The sequence below is a fragment of the Paenibacillus sp. P46E genome (assembly GCF_001909095.1).
Lineage (GTDB): Bacteria > Bacillota > Bacilli > Paenibacillales > Paenibacillaceae > Paenibacillus_AQ > Paenibacillus_AQ helianthi.
The window spans coordinates 1-19,268 of record NZ_LVYZ01000057.1 but is presented as its reverse complement, the minus strand read 5'-3'; the positions used below and the strand labels follow the sequence as shown (position 1 = coordinate 19,268).

17 protein-coding genes, 1 pseudogene and 1 riboswitch are annotated in these 19,268 nt (G+C 48.7%); of the genes and pseudogenes, 4 read left to right on the top strand and 14 right to left on the bottom strand.

The genetic code is table 11. The annotated features are described in order from the left end of the window. Positions 1-66 precede the first annotated feature (66 nt). From A3849_RS22050 to A3849_RS22035, 4 genes are all read right to left on the bottom strand, one after another. Positions 67-714: a precorrin-2 dehydrogenase/sirohydrochlorin ferrochelatase family protein gene (locus A3849_RS22050; RefSeq protein WP_074113332.1), complete on the bottom strand. Its 648-nt coding sequence runs from the start codon at positions 712-714 to the stop codon at positions 67-69. A gap of 565 nt (positions 715-1,279) precedes the next feature. After that, on the bottom strand, positions 1,280-2,104 hold the full coding sequence (gene ccsA, locus A3849_RS22045) for a cytochrome c biogenesis protein CcsA (RefSeq protein WP_074113331.1): 825 nt from the start codon (positions 2,102-2,104) through the stop codon (positions 1,280-1,282). Positions 2,105-2,109: 5 nt separating this feature from the next. Next, the gene (gene hemA, locus A3849_RS22040; protein ID WP_074113330.1) at positions 2,110-3,501 is read right to left on the bottom strand and encodes a glutamyl-tRNA reductase; all 1,392 of its coding nucleotides are present in this window, start codon (positions 3,499-3,501) and stop codon (positions 2,110-2,112) included. Between the two features lie 311 nt (positions 3,502-3,812). Next, positions 3,813-4,655, bottom strand: a complete 843-nt coding sequence (locus tag A3849_RS22035) for a protein phosphatase 2C domain-containing protein (protein WP_218619255.1) — start codon at positions 4,653-4,655, stop codon at positions 3,813-3,815. Between the two features lie 173 nt (positions 4,656-4,828). After that, positions 4,829-4,931, top strand: a riboswitch (purine riboswitch). A 126-nt stretch (positions 4,932-5,057) separates the two neighbouring features. Here A3849_RS22035 and A3849_RS22030 point away from each other — a divergent pair. Genes A3849_RS22030 through hpt form a run of 3 tightly spaced genes read left to right on the top strand, consistent with a single transcriptional unit; the run spans position 5,058 to position 7,713 of the window. Continuing rightward, positions 5,058-5,618, top strand: a complete 561-nt coding sequence (locus A3849_RS22030) for a phosphoribosyltransferase (RefSeq protein WP_074113328.1) — start codon at positions 5,058-5,060, stop codon at positions 5,616-5,618. Between the two features lie 33 nt (positions 5,619-5,651). Then, positions 5,652-7,166 (top strand): IMP dehydrogenase, encoded by a 1,515-nt coding sequence (locus tag A3849_RS22025; RefSeq protein WP_074113327.1) that lies wholly within the window; start codon positions 5,652-5,654, stop codon positions 7,164-7,166. Between the two features lie 19 nt (positions 7,167-7,185). Continuing rightward, positions 7,186-7,713: a hypoxanthine phosphoribosyltransferase gene (gene hpt, locus A3849_RS22020; RefSeq protein WP_074113326.1), complete on the top strand. Its 528-nt coding sequence runs from the start codon at positions 7,186-7,188 to the stop codon at positions 7,711-7,713. A gap of 156 nt (positions 7,714-7,869) precedes the next feature. Here hpt and A3849_RS22015 read toward each other — a convergent pair whose 3' ends face one another. From A3849_RS22015 to A3849_RS22005, 3 genes are all read right to left on the bottom strand, one after another. After that, positions 7,870-8,433, bottom strand: a complete 564-nt coding sequence (locus tag A3849_RS22015; protein ID WP_074113325.1) for a CueP family metal-binding protein — start codon at positions 8,431-8,433, stop codon at positions 7,870-7,872. A 96-nt stretch (positions 8,434-8,529) separates the two neighbouring features. Beyond that, positions 8,530-9,708, bottom strand: a complete 1,179-nt coding sequence (locus tag A3849_RS22010) for a WD40/YVTN/BNR-like repeat-containing protein (protein ID WP_074113324.1) — start codon at positions 9,706-9,708, stop codon at positions 8,530-8,532. Between the two features lie 102 nt (positions 9,709-9,810). Continuing rightward, the gene (locus tag A3849_RS22005) at positions 9,811-10,911 is read right to left on the bottom strand and encodes a hypothetical protein (protein WP_074113323.1); all 1,101 of its coding nucleotides are present in this window, start codon (positions 10,909-10,911) and stop codon (positions 9,811-9,813) included. Between the two features lie 199 nt (positions 10,912-11,110). On the opposite strand from A3849_RS22005, the gene A3849_RS22000 reads away from it, so the two are divergent. After that, positions 11,111-12,175, top strand: a complete 1,065-nt coding sequence (locus tag A3849_RS22000; protein ID WP_074113322.1) for an acyltransferase family protein — start codon at positions 11,111-11,113, stop codon at positions 12,173-12,175. 104 nt (positions 12,176-12,279) lie between these two features. Here A3849_RS22000 and A3849_RS21995 read toward each other — a convergent pair whose 3' ends face one another. The 7 genes and pseudogenes from A3849_RS21995 to A3849_RS33370 form a co-directional block, all read right to left on the bottom strand. Then, a complete protein-coding gene (locus tag A3849_RS21995; protein ID WP_074113321.1) occupies positions 12,280-14,472 on the bottom strand; it encodes an S-layer homology domain-containing protein in 2,193 nt (730 codons plus the stop codon). Between the two features lie 215 nt (positions 14,473-14,687). Then, a complete protein-coding gene (locus A3849_RS21990; RefSeq protein ID WP_074113320.1) occupies positions 14,688-15,335 on the bottom strand; it encodes a YdcF family protein in 648 nt (215 codons plus the stop codon). Next, positions 15,332-16,333 (bottom strand): dTDP-glucose 4,6-dehydratase, encoded by a 1,002-nt coding sequence (gene rfbB / locus A3849_RS21985; protein ID WP_074113319.1) that lies wholly within the window; start codon positions 16,331-16,333, stop codon positions 15,332-15,334. The genes A3849_RS21990 and rfbB overlap by 4 nt, the downstream gene beginning before the upstream one ends. A 36-nt stretch (positions 16,334-16,369) precedes the next feature. Then, positions 16,370-16,930, bottom strand: coding sequence for a dTDP-4-dehydrorhamnose 3,5-epimerase (gene rfbC / locus A3849_RS21980; protein ID WP_074113318.1), 561 nt, complete (start codon positions 16,928-16,930; stop codon positions 16,370-16,372). Positions 16,931-16,950: 20 nt separating this feature from the next. Further along, positions 16,951-17,829: a glucose-1-phosphate thymidylyltransferase RfbA gene (rfbA, locus tag A3849_RS21975; RefSeq protein WP_074113317.1), complete on the bottom strand. Its 879-nt coding sequence runs from the start codon at positions 17,827-17,829 to the stop codon at positions 16,951-16,953. A gap of 143 nt (positions 17,830-17,972) precedes the next feature. Continuing rightward, a complete protein-coding gene (gene galE, locus A3849_RS21970) occupies positions 17,973-18,962 on the bottom strand; it encodes a UDP-glucose 4-epimerase GalE (RefSeq protein WP_074113316.1) in 990 nt (329 codons plus the stop codon). 107 nt (positions 18,963-19,069) lie between these two features. Next, positions 19,070-19,268 (bottom strand): annotated as a pseudogene (locus A3849_RS33370) (hypothetical protein); the annotation flags it as partial.

Here is a 19,268-nt window from a genome sequence, read left to right as displayed (position 1 = left end):
GTTTTCCTCTAGCCTGACGCCTTCCTGCAGACTGACCTATTCCTCCAGACTGCCAGCAGTCCCTGCTTATTCTTCTAAATTTCGGTTGATCCAGTCGTCGATCTCGTCCGCACCCCACTCTATAAAGGTGCCCTGTCGCATCTCATTCAACACATCAACTTCGCCTAGCCTGCGCAGAAGCCGTCCACGCAGCTCCGGCGGAAGTTGCCTGCGCTTGATCTCGGTCCGCAGGCTGTGTAACCAGTCCAGATAGGGCTCATACTCTTCGCCCAATATTCCAGCCAGCTGCTCCGTGATTTTCGCAGCTGCCGACGGTCCCGCGCCTGAAGTCGACACGGCAACCGTTAGCCGCCCCCGGCGAAGCACGCCGGGGGTAATGAAGCTGCCCGCCTCGGCCCGGCTGGCTACATTCACCGGAAGGCCCAGGCTGCGCGCCTCCCGGGCCACCGCCTCATTCACCGCCGCATCGTTGCTGGCGGCGTAGACCAGGAATGCCCCCCGTATATCCCCGGGGGCATAGGGACGGCTGATCCAACTCAGCCGCCCCGATTCAGCCAGGGCGGCTAACGTCGCGGTCAGCGAAGGGCTGACCAGAACCATCGCTGCCCCGGCTTCTATAAGCGCGGCCACCTTGCGCTCCGCCACCGCGCCGCCGCCAATGACAACCACACGCTGGCCCTGTAGATCCAGCATAATGGGAAAATACTTCACCATCCAGCCACACTCCTACTCCTGCCACCAACACATCCACTGGCCTGTAACGCAAATCCAACCGTGTACTACGCACATTAGATTCCCGTACCAGCTCCAGGAGAATTTATCGTCAATTCAATCTATCGCGTACATCGAGCCCACTAACGCATATATCAAGCCTTCATCGCAACACCCGCAAAAACCAGCAAGACCCCATCCACTTCATCTGAACCAGTATCAAAATTCTCGCACCCGCGTTACCCGAATTTCACCGTCAATCCAATCTCAATTTTACTACTGCCAAGGCCAAATAGAACCCCTTCAGCTATCATTCTTTCTTATACTTACCTCGGGCGGTGACCTGTCAACCTCAGCTTTACTGACAGCATGTGATGGTTAGCGCTCTTATAACCCCTATAAATGAACTTAGATTTCATAAAAGAAGGGCCATTCCTACTTACCGTTCGTTGACACCTTATAGCTAATTGCACGCTTTCGTTCATTGTCACTTAAAATGAAGTGTCACTCCACAAGGTAAGCCGTTACTCTCACCCCAAGAGAACAGCAGGCTCCACATAGCACTCCCCTAACCCCCCCAGCCGTGAAACTCCGACCAGGAATTAAGCAAAAAATTCAGAATAATGAACCCGTAGCCGGCAATGGCCCAACGTGCCATAGAGGTCCCGCTGCGGCGGGCGGAGCGCTTGAGGAAGATATAGGTAATATAGACCGCAAGCCCAAGCAGGGTGGTCAGCACCTTAGAATCCTGAAACAACGGGGTCCGCCCTTCAGCAATAATCGACATTCCGGCCAGCACCAGTGAAGCCAGCAGCAGGGGAACCCCGGCCAGAATCGCAGTATACGAATATTTATCCATGGTCTCAAGGCTCGGCAGGCGGCGGATGCGGTCATCCCATTTCTTGTGCTTCAGCCGTGTATGCAGGAACAGATACATTATGGCAAAGACCGTTCCCAGTGTCAGTGCGGCAAAGCTCAGGTTGGCCAAAATAATATGCATCGCCAGCCACCCGTGCACCGCACTCCAGCTCTGCAGCGTATGATCCTCGGCGGTTAGCCAGACCCTGTTCAGCAGGAAGACACTGAAGCCTGCCATGCTGAGCAGCAGAATCGTAAATTCTCCGCCGCGGGTGTAAGCAATTGCAAGTGAGGTCAGCACAATAATGAAGGAGAACCAGAACAGGAAATCATACGGAGTAAAAATCGGCAAACCGTTCTCCTGTGAGAAGCGGACCGCCAGGCCCGAAGATTGCAAAAGTCCAACCACAACAAGAAGCCCTGTGCCCAGCCGCTTCCCGCCCGGATTCCGCTTAAGGCAATCCGAGAAAACAAACAGCAGGCTCAGGGCATATAGCAGCAGAGCTGTATCATATATTCCATTCAGCAGTTGCATCTGGTTCACCCGCCCAGCAGGCCTGCCGGAGCGAACACCGACTTCGGCAGCGTATACTCGCTGGCGGAATCGCGTTCAGCTTCCTTTCGTTCCGGCTCTGCAGGACTTCCGTCGTCTGTCCCTGGGCCAAGCTGCTCCTGAAGCGCAAAGATTTGTGTAAAATACTCCAGCGCTTCGTTTCCCTGCTTGCCGCCGGACAGCTCCTTAATGACATTGATCGGATCATGCATCATCTGATTGACAATGCTCTTCGTGAGACGGCGGATAACCTTGCGCTGATGCTCGTCCAGTTCCGGCAGTTTATTGAAGAGACTATCCATCGTATCTTCATATATACCATTAGATTTATCCTGCAGCGCACGGATGACCGGCCGGACCCCCATGGTCTTCAGCCACATCTGGAAATCTTCCAGCTCAGCTTCGATCATAACCTCGATCTTGGCGGCTTCTGTACGGCGCATTTCCAGATTGGTCTCTACAATACCTTCCAGATCGTCAATATCGTACAGGAACACATCCGGGACGCTCGCCGCCGCCGGGTCAATATCACGAGGCACAGCTATATCAATCATGAACAGTGGACGCGATGGGCGGCGCTTCATGTTCTCGGCCACTTGAGCGGCTGTCAGAACATAGCCGTCCGCTCCCGTCGAGCTGATCACAATATCCACTTCATCGAGATGCTGTAAGGCTTGCTCAATCGTGCTCGGTTTGCCCGAGAACTTCTCGGCAAGCTCCACAGCACGCGCCAGTGTCCGGTTGGCGACAATCACTTCCGCCGCGCCGCTACTGTACAAATGCTTCACCGTCAGCTCGCTCATTTTGCCGGCGCCAAGAATCAGCACTCTTTTGCCGGAGAACATGCCAAAGATCCGCTTGCCCAGCTCCACAGCCGCATAGCTGACAGATACTGCACTCTCACCAATCGATGTTTCGCTGTGAGCGCGTTTGCCCAGCGTAACCGCCTGCTTGAACAGCCGGTTGAACCAGGTTCCTGTCACCCCTTCGCCCTGGGCAGTCAAAAAGGCACTGCGTACCTGTCCCAGGATCTGCGTCTCACCGATCACCATAGAATCCAGACCGCAGGTTACGCGGAAGAGATGGGCAATCGCCTGCTCGTCTTCATATATATACATATGTTGTGCAAATACATCGCTTTTCACTCCAAACCGCTGCTCCATATAGCTGCGGATGAAATATCCGCACATGTGAAGCCGGTCCACAACCACATAAATTTCCGTCCGGTTGCAGGTAGCAACGACAACCCCTTCCAGCACGCTTTTGGTCTGCATCAGCTGATGCAGCGCCGCAGGCAGATCCCTCTCGGCAAAAGCGAACTGTTCCCTGACCTCTACGGGTGCCGTACGGTAATTCAGGCCAACGACGACAATATGCATCGTTTGTTCACCATCCTAATCTCTATTCATTGGTACAGGCACTGTTGCCGCTTATCCGAAATTCGCTGCTGCCACTTTCACAACTTCTATAAACGCTGTGTTAAGTATATCACATGAAAAAGCACCTTTTGACAAAACCTTTGAACTATTTATGAAATCCAGATAATAATTATTATAAACAAGCTGAACGTCGTTGTCGCCCTTAAAATAGCACGATACCGGTTCAGCCGGGATATATATAAGCCATGGCAGGCCATCGTTAGGATCGGTTATTTTCAGATTTTTAATCAGCTTATGTTAGGGAAAACCGCCTACCCCAAATGCAGTACTACACATGTTTTATCATCAGAAACCTTGAGGCGCGGAATATCCAGCAGCATCCGGTCCTCTTGTTCCTTATCATACAAAGCCCCGGCATACCCATCCGCCCCCAGTCTGTCCAGAGCGTCGGTCAATTCCGTCCATTTAGATTCTCCGGTGTACAGGCCGTCGCTGAACATATAGAGACTCTCCAGATTCGCCCGGTTGAACGTTCCTTTCTCCAAAAACTGCGGGAACCGCGGGTCGCCATTTAATACCCCGTATCCGTCAATCGTGTTGGCCAAGGTGCGGTTGCCCGTGAGGTAAGGTATAAGCGCACTGTGAAGCTCTGCCGGATCGCTTATGCCTTCGGCGCGAAGCTGCGCCATCTTGTCCAGCGTCTTCCGGTCAACATGCGCCAATTGGGGATGGGTCAGCGCTCTGAGCGTTCCATCCTTATACCTGGCAAGCAGCATACAATCCCCAGCCTGCACGTAATCAACGCTGTATTCATGGATCTGCACTACGACCAGGGCCGCCGACCACCGGTTGGCGGCCTCCCCCGTATCCACACCTTCCGCCACCATCTGCTGCCACAGTGCCTGGTTCGCTTCAGCTGCTGTCTGCTCCAGCTTCCCGTGCGGGTCCATTCCCTTGAAATACATCGACGCCAATTGCGCTGCTATATATCCTCCTGTCCGCCCCTCCGGATTACGGTATGACGAAAGCGAAGTCGCCCCATCCACCACGCCATACACACTTGCTTCTTCATGAATGACCAGCGCATCCTCGTTCCACTCCCCATCACCTTTCAGCGAACAAGTATCCATTCTCCATTGCGAAACTTCCTGCATCTCAATCATCCTTTCCAGTCACCACTATTGTCATCAAATCTAACATATAAATCAAAGATTGACACACAATATTGCGAATGATAGCATATAACAAATGATTAAAGTCACTGTTTCTAACATCTAAATAAACAAGAGCTTCCCAACCTCCATCCGATGTCACCTTTCATTCGTAATCCCTCTAATTTCATACCTCTTGTATAAGCTCATTAATTTGGTATGGGCGTTTCTACAGGCAACCGTAAATTGCCCCAGGCTACAAGAGGCACCTCAAGGCTGAAGGATATTCAAGGCGAGAGCCCGCATTTTTGGTGCGCTTCTCCGTGATGCCGTTTGCCCTCCAGGTGCCTCTTGTAGTCCGGGTTTTTTGGTATATGCTAACACAACTATTAAGGAGTGAGGACCATGAGCGCAGCCTATGCAAGACTCAGCGAATCCATCAGCAACGCTAAGAATGTAAGGATTTATAAAAATAAAGATACCGCCTATGATTTCAAGCTTTATCCTTTCGGTGAACGCGGCACTTATATTGACCCCGAGCTGATTAGTGAGATCACGGACAGCCTTGCCGAGAGCATTTCGGCGCAGTTCCCTGCTTTTGATTATATCGTATCTCCCGAGCCAGGTGGACATACCTGGGGGATGCTCGCGGCCTATAAGCTGATGAAGCCGATGAATATTCTGCGTCTCAGCACCGAACTATACGATAATTATGAGGTCAGCATCAAACGCGAGACGGCGTATAATGAGAACTATATCTATTTTGACGGATTCACTGCCGGGGACCGGGTGCTCCTCGTCGATGATGTGATCAGCTCAGGTGCTACCATCCGCTGCATCGCCCAGCAAATGGAACACATGGGCATTCAGCTTGTCGGCGTCCAGGCGATTCTGGCCAAGGGCGGGCATTACAAACAGCTGCAAATGGATATTGGTGTACCGGTACAAGTCCTGTCAAAAGTATAGAATAAAACAAACCAAGAGAGGGAGCGACCACACATGGCTTACTATTATGATCAGCCGTCCAGAACGTTCAGCGAATTCCTGCTGGTACCGAATCTGACGACCAAAGAATGCATTCCGGGAAATGTCGATCTCAGAACTCCGGTGACCAAATTCCGCAAGGGGGAAACGCCCGCCCTGACGATGAACCTCCCTGTGACTTCTGCCGTGATGCAGGCCGTCTCCGACCATAACCTGGCGATTGCCCTGGCCAAAAGCGGCGGAATCTCCTTCATCTATGGCTCGCAGCCGATTGAGCAGCAGGTGGAGATGGTCCGGAGGGTCAAGAAATTCAAGGCCGGCTTCGTGCTCAGCGATTCCAATCTGCGTCCCGAAGACACCCTGAAGGATGTACTGGAGCTGAAAGCCCGCAGCGGCCATTCGACCATTGCGATCACCGATAACGGAGAGCCTACAGGCAAGCTGATGGGCATTGTCACCAGCCGTGATTACCGTGAGAACCGGCTGCCGCCGGACTGCGCGATTACCGGGTTCATGACGCCGCTCGCCTCACTGATCTATGCCAATGAAGGCATCTCCCTCACTGAAGCCAATGACATGATCTGGGATCATAAGCTGAACTGTCTGCCGGTCGTGAGCAGCAGCGGCCATCTGGTGCATTTGGTCTTCCGCAAGGATTATGACAGCCATCAGGAGTACCCGCTCGAGCTGCATGACAGCAACAAGCAGCTAATTGTCGGGGCGGGCATCAACTCCAGAGACTATAAGGAACGTGTTCCGGCGCTTGTGGAAGCAGGTGCGGATGTACTCTGCATTGACTCCTCGGATGGTTACTCCGAATGGCAGGCCGAGACGATCCACTATATTAAGGAGACTTTCGGGGAGAAGGTGAAGGTTGGCGCAGGCAATGTCGTGGATAAGGAAGGCTTCCTCTATCTGGTCGAAGCCGGTGCGGACTTCATCAAGGTCGGCATAGGCGGCGGTTCCATCTGCATCACACGTGAGCAAAAAGGCATCGGGCGCGGCCAGGCCTCCTCCGTCATTGAAGTTGCTGAAGCACGCCAGGAATATTACGAGAAAACAGGCATCTACGTCCCGATCTGCTCCGATGGCGGCATCGTGCATGACTACCATATCGTGCTTGCACTGGCGATGGGGGCCGACTTCGTGATGCTGGGCCGCTATTTCGCCCGCTTCGATGAAAGCCCGGGCCGCAAGCTGCTGGTCGGCGGCAACTTCGTGAAGGAGTATTGGGGCGAAGGCTCCAGCCGGGCCCGCAACTGGCAGCGGTACGACTTCGGCAACGCCGATAAGGAGAGCAAGCTGGAGTTCGAGGAAGGCGTGGATTCCTTCATTCCTTATGCCGGTCGCCTCAAAGACAATCTGGATCTCAGCATCAGCAAAATCAAATCCACCATGTGTAACTGCGGTGCACTAACCATCCCGCAGCTGCAACAACAGGCAAAGATTACCCTTGTCTCTTCGACAACTATCTTTGAAGGCGGAGCACATGATGTTATGCTTAAGGAAAAGGACAGATCATCATCCTGATCCATAAGGAGCGGAGCCCATGAACGCACTCAAGGAAATTCTGGTAAGCAAAAACGAGCTGCAGCAGAAAGTCAAAGAACTGGGTACAATCATCTCGCAGGACTACGAGGGTCAGGAGCTGGTGCTCATCGGCATCCTCAAGGGAGCAGCCGTGTTCATGTCCGACCTGATGCGCGAGATCACCCTCCCGGTCGGTATTGATTATATGGCTGTATCGAGCTACGGCGCCAGCGCCACCTCCTCCGGGGTCATCACGATCAAAAAGGACATCGACACCGACATCCGCGGCAAGCACGTCCTGCTCATCGAGGATCTGATCGATACCGGACAGACTCTGCAGCATCTCCGTGAGCTGTTCCTGATGCGCGAGGCCAGCAGCGTCCGCATCTGTACCATCCTCAGCAAGCCCTCCCGCCGCCTCGTCGACGTCCCGATCGACTACTGCGGCATCGAAATCCCCGACGAATTCGTCGTCGGCTACGGTCTCGACTATGCCGAGCAGTTCCGCAACCTGCCGGAGGTATGGATTGTGGAGACAGGGGAATAGAATAGAGACAGCCGGGTCCTCCTTTCCAGCGTTCCTGCAGGAAAGAATGGGGACCCAGCTTTTTGATTCCTACAATTTTCTCCGGAATAAAAAGGCGAATCCCCGTTAAAAAACAGGAATTCGCCGCTGAATCTCTTTTTAGTACATTGACTAGCCTCACCCCAGCTGCATCGTCGTAACGCAAGTATCATCCTTCTCGAACGTGGAAATCTCAGATTCGGCTTTTTTGCCGTCATGCTCGATCGTTACCTGATAGGTCCGGTCCCGCGGCAGCCACAAATCGATGAATCCGTTGGGCTGGGATTTCACGGTTTGGTTGTCCATGACCTTATTGCCGTCCGCGTCTTTGACCGTAATATTAAACTCTTCCCCGACCATCTCTCCCTGGCAGCCAGTCAGATTATGGGTTGCACACGGATGAGTCTTCTCGACGTAGGGGGCGATGGAGACAAAAAATTCGTCTGCCGGCAATCGATAGGTCGTAGATTTGGTTTCGCTCTCTTTAACAATAAGCTGTGTGGATGAAATAGACGCCGACTCGGCTTGTGCGGTCCGCATGCTATAGCTTTGCACCATTTCCTTAAAGCTCGGGGTGTCCATTTCCACCCCAACCGTATCCGGTTTGCTGTTAACGTTCTTGTCTGTGGTTCCAGCGAACATATATGTTCCTATGGCGATAACAACCACTAGTCCTGCGGCTACGAGAACTTTATTTCTCATCTGGACAATCATCCTCCTGTCTCTTTCCCCTATTATAAGCGGGCCAAGACCGCTATAGACAAGACGAAAACGTGACAAATCTCTGAAACAGAGCCCTTAGAACTCAAATGAAAACTTGGCACTCCAATTCGCCCCTGCATCTTTGGTGAAATACAGTGTTGAGCTATTCAGATCCCGTACCGTCAGCCAGCCCTGATTATCATCTACGAAGGAGATGACACCTTCAAAGCCCAAAACTGTCTTGGAGTTACTCCATGCCTGGCCGTTATTCTGGGTCACGCCGGTCCCTACCATCTGGGCCGCAGGCTGATAGCCCACCATGAAGGCCGTCGTTTTGCCGACCAGCTGGATATTTCCCGGACTGCCCGAACCCGGTCCCTTCTTCACTTTGGCCACTCCACTCCCTGGTGCCGGGCCGCCACCGGCAGTTTCCTGAGCGATAACCCGGGTCCAGCTACTGCCAGCATTGGAGCTGCCATATAGTGAATACGAGGTCTGCGACATTCCTGAACCACCGTAGAGTACCGTATACACCTGCGACGCATTCGCATAGACTCTAGCATACTGCGGGTCAGCATAAGCCGCCTTCATCATTCGTTTCCAGCTGGCTCCGCCATCGGTGGTTCTCATCACCTGGTAGCCGCTGCCCGGAACGATAACTACCGCCCAGCCGCTATTGCGGCTCGTGAAGTCAGCTCCGCGTGTATTAGCCGGTGTAGTGATTTTGCTCCAGCTGGCCCCACCATCGTTCGTATAATAAGTAGAGGCGCGGTTATAGCCGAACCCGGTTGTACTATCCAGGAATTCTATGCGTTCAAAAGTCACCGTGTCAGAACCCAGCCGCTTCCAGGTTGAGCCGCCGTCCGTCGTTCGAATCAAGTACTTGGCTTGTCCATCCTGAACGGTTGCCAGGGCCCACCCATGTACATTATCCGGATAATCGATCTGCTGAAAGCTCCATTGTCCCTGATAGATCTCCTGAAAGTGACAGCCGCCATCCGAAGTCCCGATGAGAAAGCCGTTACCGGCCGCCCGTCCCGTATCCGCGTTCAGAAAATCCACAGCGGCAAAGGTAAGCGGCTCCGAACTCCCATCTGTATGCTTCTTCTGCAGCTTCTGCAGAATTCCGTGATCCCCGCTACTGCAGGACGGTGTTGGTGCTGCTGGCGCCGCCGCTGCTGTCATTGAAGCTGCTGTCCCCCATCCTGCACAAGTGAGCAGGCCCACTGAGAGCAGGATTAATGAAGTTTGCTGGAATCGTTTAGTCCATTTCATAGTTACACCTCCTAGGGTATATTTACCCTGATTGGCCATCACGAAGCGGAGGCTGCAGGTGCCGTCCCGGACTTCCAGCGGGTGCTACTGATCAGCTTATAATTAGGCTTGGTCATGAAGAGCCTCCTGAGTGGCTGGCAGCGGGCGGGAAGATGGGCTTGCAGACATTAAGCTGGAGAGTTTTTTGTAATTGAGCGAGAAGAGAATGCCCAGTACGGCTTCTGCAAGAATGATGAAATCCCTATTGGAGGTCACCAGCGGAACCGCAACAACACCAACGACGATAAGAACCCAAGGGACCGGATGATCCATGTAATGTTCTATGTAGCGGCCCAGCCACAGCAGGATCCTCATCGCCGCATAGGTGCAGACCAGAGCCAAACCCCACATCCATACAATATATAAGCGTCCCAGACCCAACCGGTCAAATGCCAGGATCAGAAACAGATGGGTAAACAGAAATAATAAAGAATGCTTGCCGAAATACAGAATCAGATTTGTGGAAGAGTAGCTTTTTTTACGTCTGAAGAGATAAAAGGTCCCGAATAACACCATCAGCGACAGCAGCAGATATTGCACAGACATATTATATTTAACAAAATCCGCTTCATACACACCTTCGTAACTGACTACGGCAAGCAGCAGCCCGGCACACAGAGCTAGAGTGAGATTCACCCGATTACTGCACCGGTAGGCAAAGATTCCGGCCACAAACGCAAACATCCAGGGGAAATACGTAAATCCGATCGTCTCTGTGAATAAAACAGACTTGAGAGGGAAATCCGGCAAGCGGTAGCCGATGATTCCATGTACCGAATACGCTATCAGCGACAAAAGGAGGTATAAATAGAGTGGAGGTTTGAGGTATTTCTCCAGAAGGTATACACTGAGCACTCCAAGTGCGATGATCTGAGGAACGTCCATAATCTTGAATGCCTGAATATCCGGTCTCCACATGAGATTATAAGAGAAGCCGATGACAGCGAACAGCGCATAAAAGCTAAGCATCGATCTGAAGCTTCGCCTGCGTGCCTGTAGCGTGGTTGTCACCCCGGAGACCGCAAAGAAAAGTACAGGAGCCAAACCGGCAATAATCTGAAATACTCGTTCATTGCCATTAAAATAAAGCGGAATATGCGCCATAATCATCAAAATACAGCTAATTCCCTTGATTGCATCCAATGAATAGTCATATTCCTTCATCCGCTCACTTTCCTTTCATTTCATATGATTACACATCAATTCTAAAAGAACCCGAACTCCCCCTATTTATATAACGATCACGTAAGTATATCAACCAGCTAAGGTAGTATTTGAAATAACTAGTTTGTACCATTGTCCTTACCTTTTATTTCCTATAACCTAATGTATAACTTATATGTAAGGGGGCTGCCGCCAAGCCATGCAAGCACCGGACACATCTTCAGTGACAACTGCAGCGGAATCGACTTCCGCCACCGTAAGGACCCCTCGGCTCAAAGTGATCGACATGGTAAGAGGCATTACGATTCTGCTCGTTGTAGTAGGACATGCCGGCCTAACTCCAGTTGTTCTGAATGATATGTTCAGAGACTTCCGGCTTCCGCTGTTCTTCATCGTCTCCGGGTACCTCTTCAGCGCCTCCAAATATTTTGACAATTTCACATCCCTGCTGCGTACCCGAATCATTACCCTCGTCGTCCCCTATCTCTCTGCCGGACTCCTGAGCTACCTGCTGTGGCTTACACTCCGAACCATCGAGACGAATCACACCCCGGACATTGCCTGGCATGAACCTCTAGTGGCTATCGCCTACGGAACCTATTCCGGCGGCCTGCTCCTGAACATTCCCATCTGGTTCCTGCCCTGTCTGTTCATGACCCAGATTATTTTTTGCCTCAGTATGCGTTATCTGAGTGGACGCCCGCTCTTCCTGCAGCTTGCCGTCATGCTCTCATTAAGCCTGATCGGTTATGCTCTAAGCACTGTAGCCTTCCTGCCCTGGAACATCGATGTCGCACTCGTTGCCCAGCTCTTCGTATTCATCGGCTATCAGCTTAAGCAGCGTCAGCTCCTCAGCAAGATCCGTATCTTCAACCTGGGCACCCTCCTACTAATGGTCATTTTCCTAGCCGCAGCCTACTTCAACAGCTATGTAGATATGAACAATAGGGAATACGGCAATCTGCTTCTTTTCTACACCGCCGGGATCGCCGGCAGCCTGCTCACCATCCAAATGACCCAACTGCTCTCCAAATCCAGATTCTTCACTGCCTTCCTTACTTACATCGGCCAAGAATCTCTTGCCATCCTGATCTTCCACTACGGTATCTTCATCCTGCTGCTGAACTTCATGGAGCACTACGTCTATGACAGCTACCTGAGCTGGTTCCCTACCACAGTGATAGCTGTTGCAGGGTCGCTGGTGCTTAGTATGGTGGTGAAGCGGGTTCCGGGGCTGGGTTTTCTGGTTGGAGGGAAGGCTTGAGCCTTACACACATTTCAGTTCCTCACATAAAAAAATGACGGACAGAGGATAGCTCTGTTCCGCCATTTAATCATCTATAGAATTTGCATAAATAGTAGTAAATTTTACTCTTTACCTGGTGCCGGGGTGTAAACGACAATCTTCTCCACCGTAGTTACTTTTCCGAAGCTATTGGTAACCTTAAACACAAATTTGTTGCTGCCTTCAGCCAAAGTGACCGATTTATAGAAGCTTCCGTAACTGCCCACCAGCTCGTCATTCAGATAGATTTTGGGAGAGCTGTCATTCTGATCAGTGGCATTCCCGCTTAACGTAAGCTGTTTGTTACTAGTCGTTTCGGGAATATAGTCCAGAGCAAGAACAGGTTCGCCTACCGAAAATGTAATAGTCTTCGTAACAGGCTCTGAGCTTTTACCTAAATTGTTAGTTGCTTTGAAAGTGAAGACGTTTGCCCCTTCTTTTAACGTTACAGACTTATTAAAAGAACCGTAACTGCCTACCAGTTCGTCATTCATGTAGATTTTTGGGCTGCTGTCATTGTTATCTGTTGCAGTCCCGCTCAGGGTTACCGTCTTGCTGCTGCTTGACTCCGGGATCAGATCCAGTGTAAGTACAGGTCCCCCTACTTTGAAAGTAATCGTTTTGGTGATGACAGCCGAGCTTTTGCCCAGATTATTGGTTGCTTTAAAGGTAAAAATGTTGTCGCCCTCTTTAAGGGTCACCGACTTATTAAAAGAACCATAGCTGCCCACAAGCTCATTATTCATGTAGATTTTCGGACTACTATCATTCTTGTCAGTAGCTGTACCGCTTAAAGTTATAGTCTTGCTATTGCTTGCTTCAGGAATCAGGTCCAGCGTCAACACAGGTCCACCCACACTGAACGTAATTGTCTTGGTAATCACTGCTGAACTTTTGCCCAGGCTGTTAGTGGCCTTGAAGGTAAAGACATTGTCGCCTTCCTTGAGCGTCACCGTTTTATTGAAAGAACCGTAGCTGCCTACCAATTCGTCATTCATATAAATCTTCGGAGAGCTGTCATTCTTATCTGTGGCTGTTCCACTTAACGTTATAGTCTTACTGTTGCTAGTATCCGGGATCAGATCCAGTGTCAGTACGGGACCACCCAAGGTAACAACAATCTGCTTCTCTACTACTGCCTTCTTCTCATACTTATTGACTGCAGTCACAACAATCTTGTTGATACCTTCCTTCAAGGTCAGCTCTTCACTGAAATCGCCATTATAAGAAACATAGGCCGTTTTGTCATTGATCGTAACCTCTGGATTGGTATCGCCACTGTCCTTAACCTTCCCGGTAATCTTAACCGTAGGTTGATTGGAGGATTCCGGGGCCTGTACCGTGAGTTGAGGTCCTGATGTCTGATAAGTGACCTGTTTGGTGACCGTGTTAGAGCGGCCATTCGGCAGTACGGCCTTGATTACAAATTCGTAGACCTTCTCACCCTCGTCCAGATCATAAGCCTCAGCAAAAGCCCCATCTACATTCTCTACTTCTTCATCATTGATATAGACCTTCGCGTCAGCGTTCACTTTACCGGTTACCTTAACGGTTCTGTCCGAAACCTGCTTCGGAACCTGCACGTCCAGCTTCACATCCTGTGTAGCCGTAGTATAGGAAGACTTCAGCACACGGTACAGCAAAGTGGCTACAGAAGCACGATTAATCGGGCTATTCGGTCTGAACGTGCCATCCGGAAATCCTTGAATCAGCTTCTTATCCACAGCAACTGCTACTTCCTTAGCCAGTTGTGGAGTTACATCCTCATAGTCGTTGAATTTATAGCGGAGCACTTCATCGGCGTCAACACTTTCGGTTTCCAGTCCCATAGCACGAACAAGCGCAACCGCAACATCTTCACGGGTAGCATTCGCCTGGGGATCAAAAAACGGCTTCCCCTTCATAGGGAAATACCCGGTGAGATAATCCTTCGCCGTTTCAACATACTTGTAAGCCCAGGAAGAAGAATTCACATCCGAAAAGGTCTGTGTTCCGTCCGAGACCAGATCAAGCCCAAAGGTCAGCGTAATCAGCTTAGCCAGCTGTTCCCGCGTAATTGCCGCTTCCGGCTTAAAGGAGCCGTCTGGATTACCTGTAATGATGCCTTGGTTCGCCATACTCTGAATAGCTTCATTTGCCCAATACGTCGTCTGTACATCCACAAAAGCATAAGACGATGTCTGCTGTACTATCGTTGCCGCATTAGCAACTCCCCCACACAGCAAACTCAGCAGCATCCCCCACGCTGCCAACACTTTCATTGTTTTGCCCTTCACTCTCATCGCCCCCAACCAGAATAAGCAGTCCTGACTATCAACGTTCTACTCCCAAGAATTAGGGCAGCCACTAGACTTGCAGGAATAATTATACATCAAGTGGGTCTAAGGTAATAGTTTCTAAAAAAAGAAACGGAGGCCGTTAGGCCTCCGTTGTTCCCTTACTCACTAGTTTCGCCACTTCGATCCACTGCTGCTATCTTAGCAATCCGAATCTAGCGAAACCATCGTTTAATCTGCTCCAAGGCATTTTTGGCCTCAGGTCCATTATATCCGAAAACATTCCCAATCATCTTGGTATACTCGCTAAATGTAGTCTCCCGGCTGTACTTGTCACTCCACCAATAATTAGCGTTGTATCCCGAATCTGAACCGATATAAGTCAGTTTAATACCTGATTTTTTGTAAACATGGTCAAACAGTAACTTTACCCGCCGCATATGAAACTCAGAAGAAACAACGATAGCTGAAGTGAAGCCATGCTGCTTCAAGATCGGAAGTGTCAGCTCAGCGTTCTGGTAGGTGCTGAGCGCTGCATTTTCGGACAGTATGGCAGCTTTAGGGATTCCATGGGCAAGGTCGGTTTGGAGTATGTCACCGGATGTACCAGTTGCTTCTTTGGCATTGGAGAGAAGGAGGTAAGAAGCATAGCCCTCCTTGTATAGTTCTGCCCCTTTTTCAATCCTGCCTGAACCTCCGCTAAGTACAATAATAACATCTACTTTATGCGGGTCTTGATTGTAGAGAAGAAAGCGGCCTGCGCCAAAAAACAATAGAAGAATTAACAAAACAGGCAAGTACAGTAATAGAATTCTCTTCTTTCTACGCTTGCCTGCTTTTTTACTGGTTAATTTTTTATTCATAAATATTTCCGATGCTCGCCGCTAAGAATTTGCTCCCACCACTCTGCATGTGCTGTGTACCATTGTATAGTCTGAGCAATTCCTGTCTCAAACGTGTACGTAGGCTTCCAGCCCAATTTCTCCAGCTTTGTAGGATCAATAGCATAACGTTTGTCATGTCCCAAGCGATCTGTAACAAATTCAATCAAGTCATCAGATTTACCCAAAGTATGGATGATAGTCTTGACTACTTCGAGATTTGTACGTTCATTATGGCCGCCTACGTTATATACTTCACCGCTTACTCCTTCGTGCAACACTAAGTCAATGGCAGCACAATGATCCCAGACATGCAGCCAGTCCCGAATGTTTTTGCCATCACCATAGACAGGAACCATCTGCTCATTCAGAACTTTAGATATCGTCAGTGGAATCAGCTTCTCTGGAAAATGGTAGGGGCCGTAATTGTTAGAGCAACGAGTGATATTCATTGGTAAGCCATATGTTTCATTGTAAGCCCGAACCAGCAGATCCGATGCCGCCTTACTGGCACTATATGGGCTATTAGGCTGCAAGGGAGTTTCCTCCGTGAAGAAGACCGTAGGATCAAAATCCAGTTCCCCATACACCTCATCCGTCGAGACATGAACAAATTTGGAGAGCCCTATCTTCCTAGAAGCATCCAGCAACACTTGTGTCCCCATCACATTCGTACGAACGAATACAGCCGGATCAGTAATAGAACGGTCTACGTGACTCTCTGCTGCGAAATGCACGACATAGTCAAACTTTTCTTGCTCAAAAAGCGAAATAACTGTCTCACGGTCGGCAATATCTGCTTGAACAAACCGATAGTTCTCTCTGTCTTCAATCTTTGTGTGCTTCGTCAAATCACCAGCATAAGTTAACAAATCCAGATTTACGATATCGTAACTGGGGTATTTATCAACCATGTATTGTACGAAGTTCCCGCCGATAAAACCAGCACCGCCGGTGATCAGTAATTTCTTCCTGCTCATTAAATGCACCTCAAATTCATCAATTGGATAATATTCTTAGCCTTCATACGTAAAATTCAAATGTGCATTCACTAATAATGGAGCCTGCTCATCTTTGCCGGATAAAATCGGTGCCACGTGAATAGGCCATTCAATACCAATAGCAGGGTCATTCCAAAGAATCCCACCATCACACTCCGGTGCATACAGCTCATCGCATTTATATTGAACCTCGACATCTTCTGTAAGAGTCATGAACCCATGTGCAAACCCCTTCGGAATCAACAACTGCTTCTTGTTCTCTGCACTCAACTCCATACCGAACCAATTACTGTATGTAGGGCTACCTTTTCTAATATCCACAGCAACATCGAATATGACTCCACGTGTGCAACGAACAAGTTTGGTCTGCGCTTTAGGGTTAAGTTGAAAGTGTAAACCGCGAAGTGTTCCTTTGGCAGCGGAATAAGATTGATTATCCTGTACAAAAGTAATATCAATCCCCTGCTGCTTAAACTTGGTATCACTAAAAGTCTCCATGAACCAACCGCGATGGTCGCCGAATACCGCTGGTTCCACGATATATACGCCAGCCAGTCTCGTTTTCGTCAACTTCATTTCTTCCACACCTTTACTGCTTAATATTGGATCTTCCCGGTGGCTACCTTAATCAAATATTGACCGTAGCCGGTCTTGCTCAGCTTCTGTCCGCAGTTCAATAAATGTTCTTTGGTAATCCAGCCATTAATATAGGCTATTTCCTCAAGAGCCGCGATTTTTATCCCTTGGTGATCCTCAATGGTTCTGACAAAATTAGTCGCATCTACAAGGCTCTGATGAGTTCCGGTATCGAGCCAAGTAAACCCGCGGCCCAGTAACTCAACATCCAACTCACCAAGTTTAAGATATGCTTCATTAATGGAAGTGATTTCAAGTTCACCTCTTACTGAAGGCTGCACATTCTTGGCAATTTCTACGACCCGATTATCATAGAAATACAATCCAGTAATGGCGTAATTCGATTTCGGATGAGTCGGCTTCTCTTCAACGCTGAGCACTTTACCTTCTTCGTTGAATTCAACCACACCAAAACGCTCCGGGTCCTGCACATGATAGCCGAACACAGTGGCTCCATACTCTTTTTCCGAAGCACGCTGTAGCATTTTTCGAATACCATTTCCATAGTAAATGTTATCGCCAAGTATCATAGCCACTGAATCATCACCAATAAAAGCTTCCCCCAAAATAAAAGCCTGAGCTAAACCGTCAGGACTTGGTTGAACTATGTATTGTAAAGAGATGCCGAACTGGGACCCATCACCCAATAGGCTTTCGAACCTTGGAGTATCTTCCGGTGTAGAGATAATTAGAATGTCATTAATTCCGGCTAACATCAAGGTGGATAATGGGTAATAGATCATGGGTTTGTCGTAAATGGGCAGCAATTGTTTACTGGTGACCATGGTTAAGGGGTAGAGGCGAGTGCCGCTACCTCCTGCTAGGATAATGCCTTTCATATTGTAACCATCCTCTCTTCTATATAGCATTTTTGAACAAGTACAATACCTAAGCAGAAGAATAAGTTTATGAAAAACAATTAATATTCAAAAATGTCTGCCGTGGATAAATATTCGTATTAACCCTTAAAGCTACAAGCATCTTAAATATTCTTTTCAAATCTCCATGCGTCCCGGCACATCATTCGGAGATCTCTAATGACGTACCAGTTTAGTTCTTCCCTAGCTTTTCTAACATCAGCATAACATTCCGCAATATCCCCTGGTCTACGATCTATCACATCAAAAGGTATCTTAATACCTGTCTCTTCCTCAAAAATTGTTACCAATTCAAGGACAGAAGTTCCCTTACCCGAACCCAGATTATACTTATGTATCCCTTCTTTTAAATGAATAAGTGCGGCGATATGTCCTTCAGCTAAATCCATTACGTGAATATAATCTCTAACTCCTGTGCCATCAAAAGTTGGATAATCGGCTCCGAAAATGCGCAACTTCTCAATCTTCCCTTTAGCCACCTGAGTAATATATGGCATTAGATTATTCGGAGCACCATTCGGCTCCTCTCCAATAAGACCGCTTTCATGTGCCCCTATTGGATTAAAATATCGAAGTAAGGCTACCGAAAAAGCAGGGTTTGCCTCGGAAACATCTATCAAAATCCGCTCACTTATGGTCTTAGATTCACCGTATGGATTAGTTGTCGGCTTAAGTATCATTGATTCTTTAAATGGCACTTCATTCTCACCATATACCGTAGCTGATGAACTAAACACAAATCTCTGAACTTTATACTTCTGGCAAGCTCTAACAAGAACAATAGTGCTAATTATGTTATTGTAGTAATACTTTAATGGTTCTTTAACTGATTCACCAACTGCTTTATAGCCAGCAAAGTGAATAACCCCATCAATGTGATGCTCGGAAAATATCCGATCTACAGAATGCTCATTAGTTACATCAATTTCATAAAAAATAATGTTTTTTTTTGTGATTTCCATAACTTTATTTAATATTTCCACTCTACTATTACATAAGTTATCCGCTACAATCACTTTAAAACCTGCCTCTAATAGTGCGATACAGGTATGCGACCCTATGAACCCCGCACCTCCAGTCACTAATACAATCATAACCATCCTCCTCTAGAAACAAATAAAACAATTAACTAAATAAGTTTTTAAAATATATTAATACTAAAGTTATCATCCGAATTCCCCACAGAATCTAAATATACTTTTTATTTTTCACCCCTAGCTTTTTTTAAGATTTTTGCTTTCAGATAATCAAACTCCATTGTTTTATTGAACGCTAATAGTACAATTAAATTTGGGGTAAATATGCAAATAATTATTTTAAAGAAAAAATCAATAAATGCATTCTCCCACGTAAGAAGAGTTCCCAGTTTATAAGTAATGCCTATTATTATTACACTTGAG

Bases quoted from the DNA above. Each gene is read 5' to 3' on its own strand.
- ccsA (WP_074113331.1), bottom strand. From the start codon at position 2,104: ATGCAACTGCTGAATGGAATATATGATACAGCTCTGCTGCTATATGCC.
- hpt (WP_074113326.1), top strand. From the start codon at position 7,186: ATGAACGCACTCAAGGAAATTCTGGTAAGCAAAAACGAGCTGCAGCAG.
- A3849_RS22050 (WP_074113332.1), bottom strand. From the start codon at position 714: ATGGTGAAGTATTTTCCCATTATGCTGGATCTACAGGGCCAGCGTGTG.
- A3849_RS22015 (WP_074113325.1), bottom strand. From the start codon at position 8,433: ATGAGAAATAAAGTTCTCGTAGCCGCAGGACTAGTGGTTGTTATCGCC.
- rfbB (WP_074113319.1), bottom strand. From the start codon at position 16,333: ATGAGCAGGAAGAAATTACTGATCACCGGCGGTGCTGGTTTTATCGGC.
- A3849_RS22025 (WP_074113327.1), top strand. From the start codon at position 5,652: ATGGCTTACTATTATGATCAGCCGTCCAGAACGTTCAGCGAATTCCTG.
- A3849_RS22010 (WP_074113324.1), bottom strand. From the start codon at position 9,708: ATGAAATGGACTAAACGATTCCAGCAAACTTCATTAATCCTGCTCTCA.
- A3849_RS22030 (WP_074113328.1), top strand. From the start codon at position 5,058: ATGAGCGCAGCCTATGCAAGACTCAGCGAATCCATCAGCAACGCTAAG.
- rfbA (WP_074113317.1), bottom strand. From the start codon at position 17,829: ATGAAAGGCATTATCCTAGCAGGAGGTAGCGGCACTCGCCTCTACCCC.
- A3849_RS22000 (WP_074113322.1), top strand. From the start codon at position 11,111: ATGCAAGCACCGGACACATCTTCAGTGACAACTGCAGCGGAATCGACT.
- A3849_RS21990 (WP_074113320.1), bottom strand. From the start codon at position 15,335: ATGAATAAAAAATTAACCAGTAAAAAAGCAGGCAAGCGTAGAAAGAAG.
- galE (WP_074113316.1), bottom strand. From the start codon at position 18,962: ATGATTGTATTAGTGACTGGAGGTGCGGGGTTCATAGGGTCGCATACC.
- rfbC (WP_074113318.1), bottom strand. From the start codon at position 16,930: ATGAAGTTGACGAAAACGAGACTGGCTGGCGTATATATCGTGGAACCA.
- A3849_RS22035 (WP_218619255.1), bottom strand. From the start codon at position 4,655: ATGCAGGAAGTTTCGCAATGGAGAATGGATACTTGTTCGCTGAAAGGT.
- hemA (WP_074113330.1), bottom strand. From the start codon at position 3,501: ATGCATATTGTCGTCGTTGGCCTGAATTACCGTACGGCACCCGTAGAG.
- A3849_RS22005 (WP_074113323.1), bottom strand. From the start codon at position 10,911: ATGAAGGAATATGACTATTCATTGGATGCAATCAAGGGAATTAGCTGT.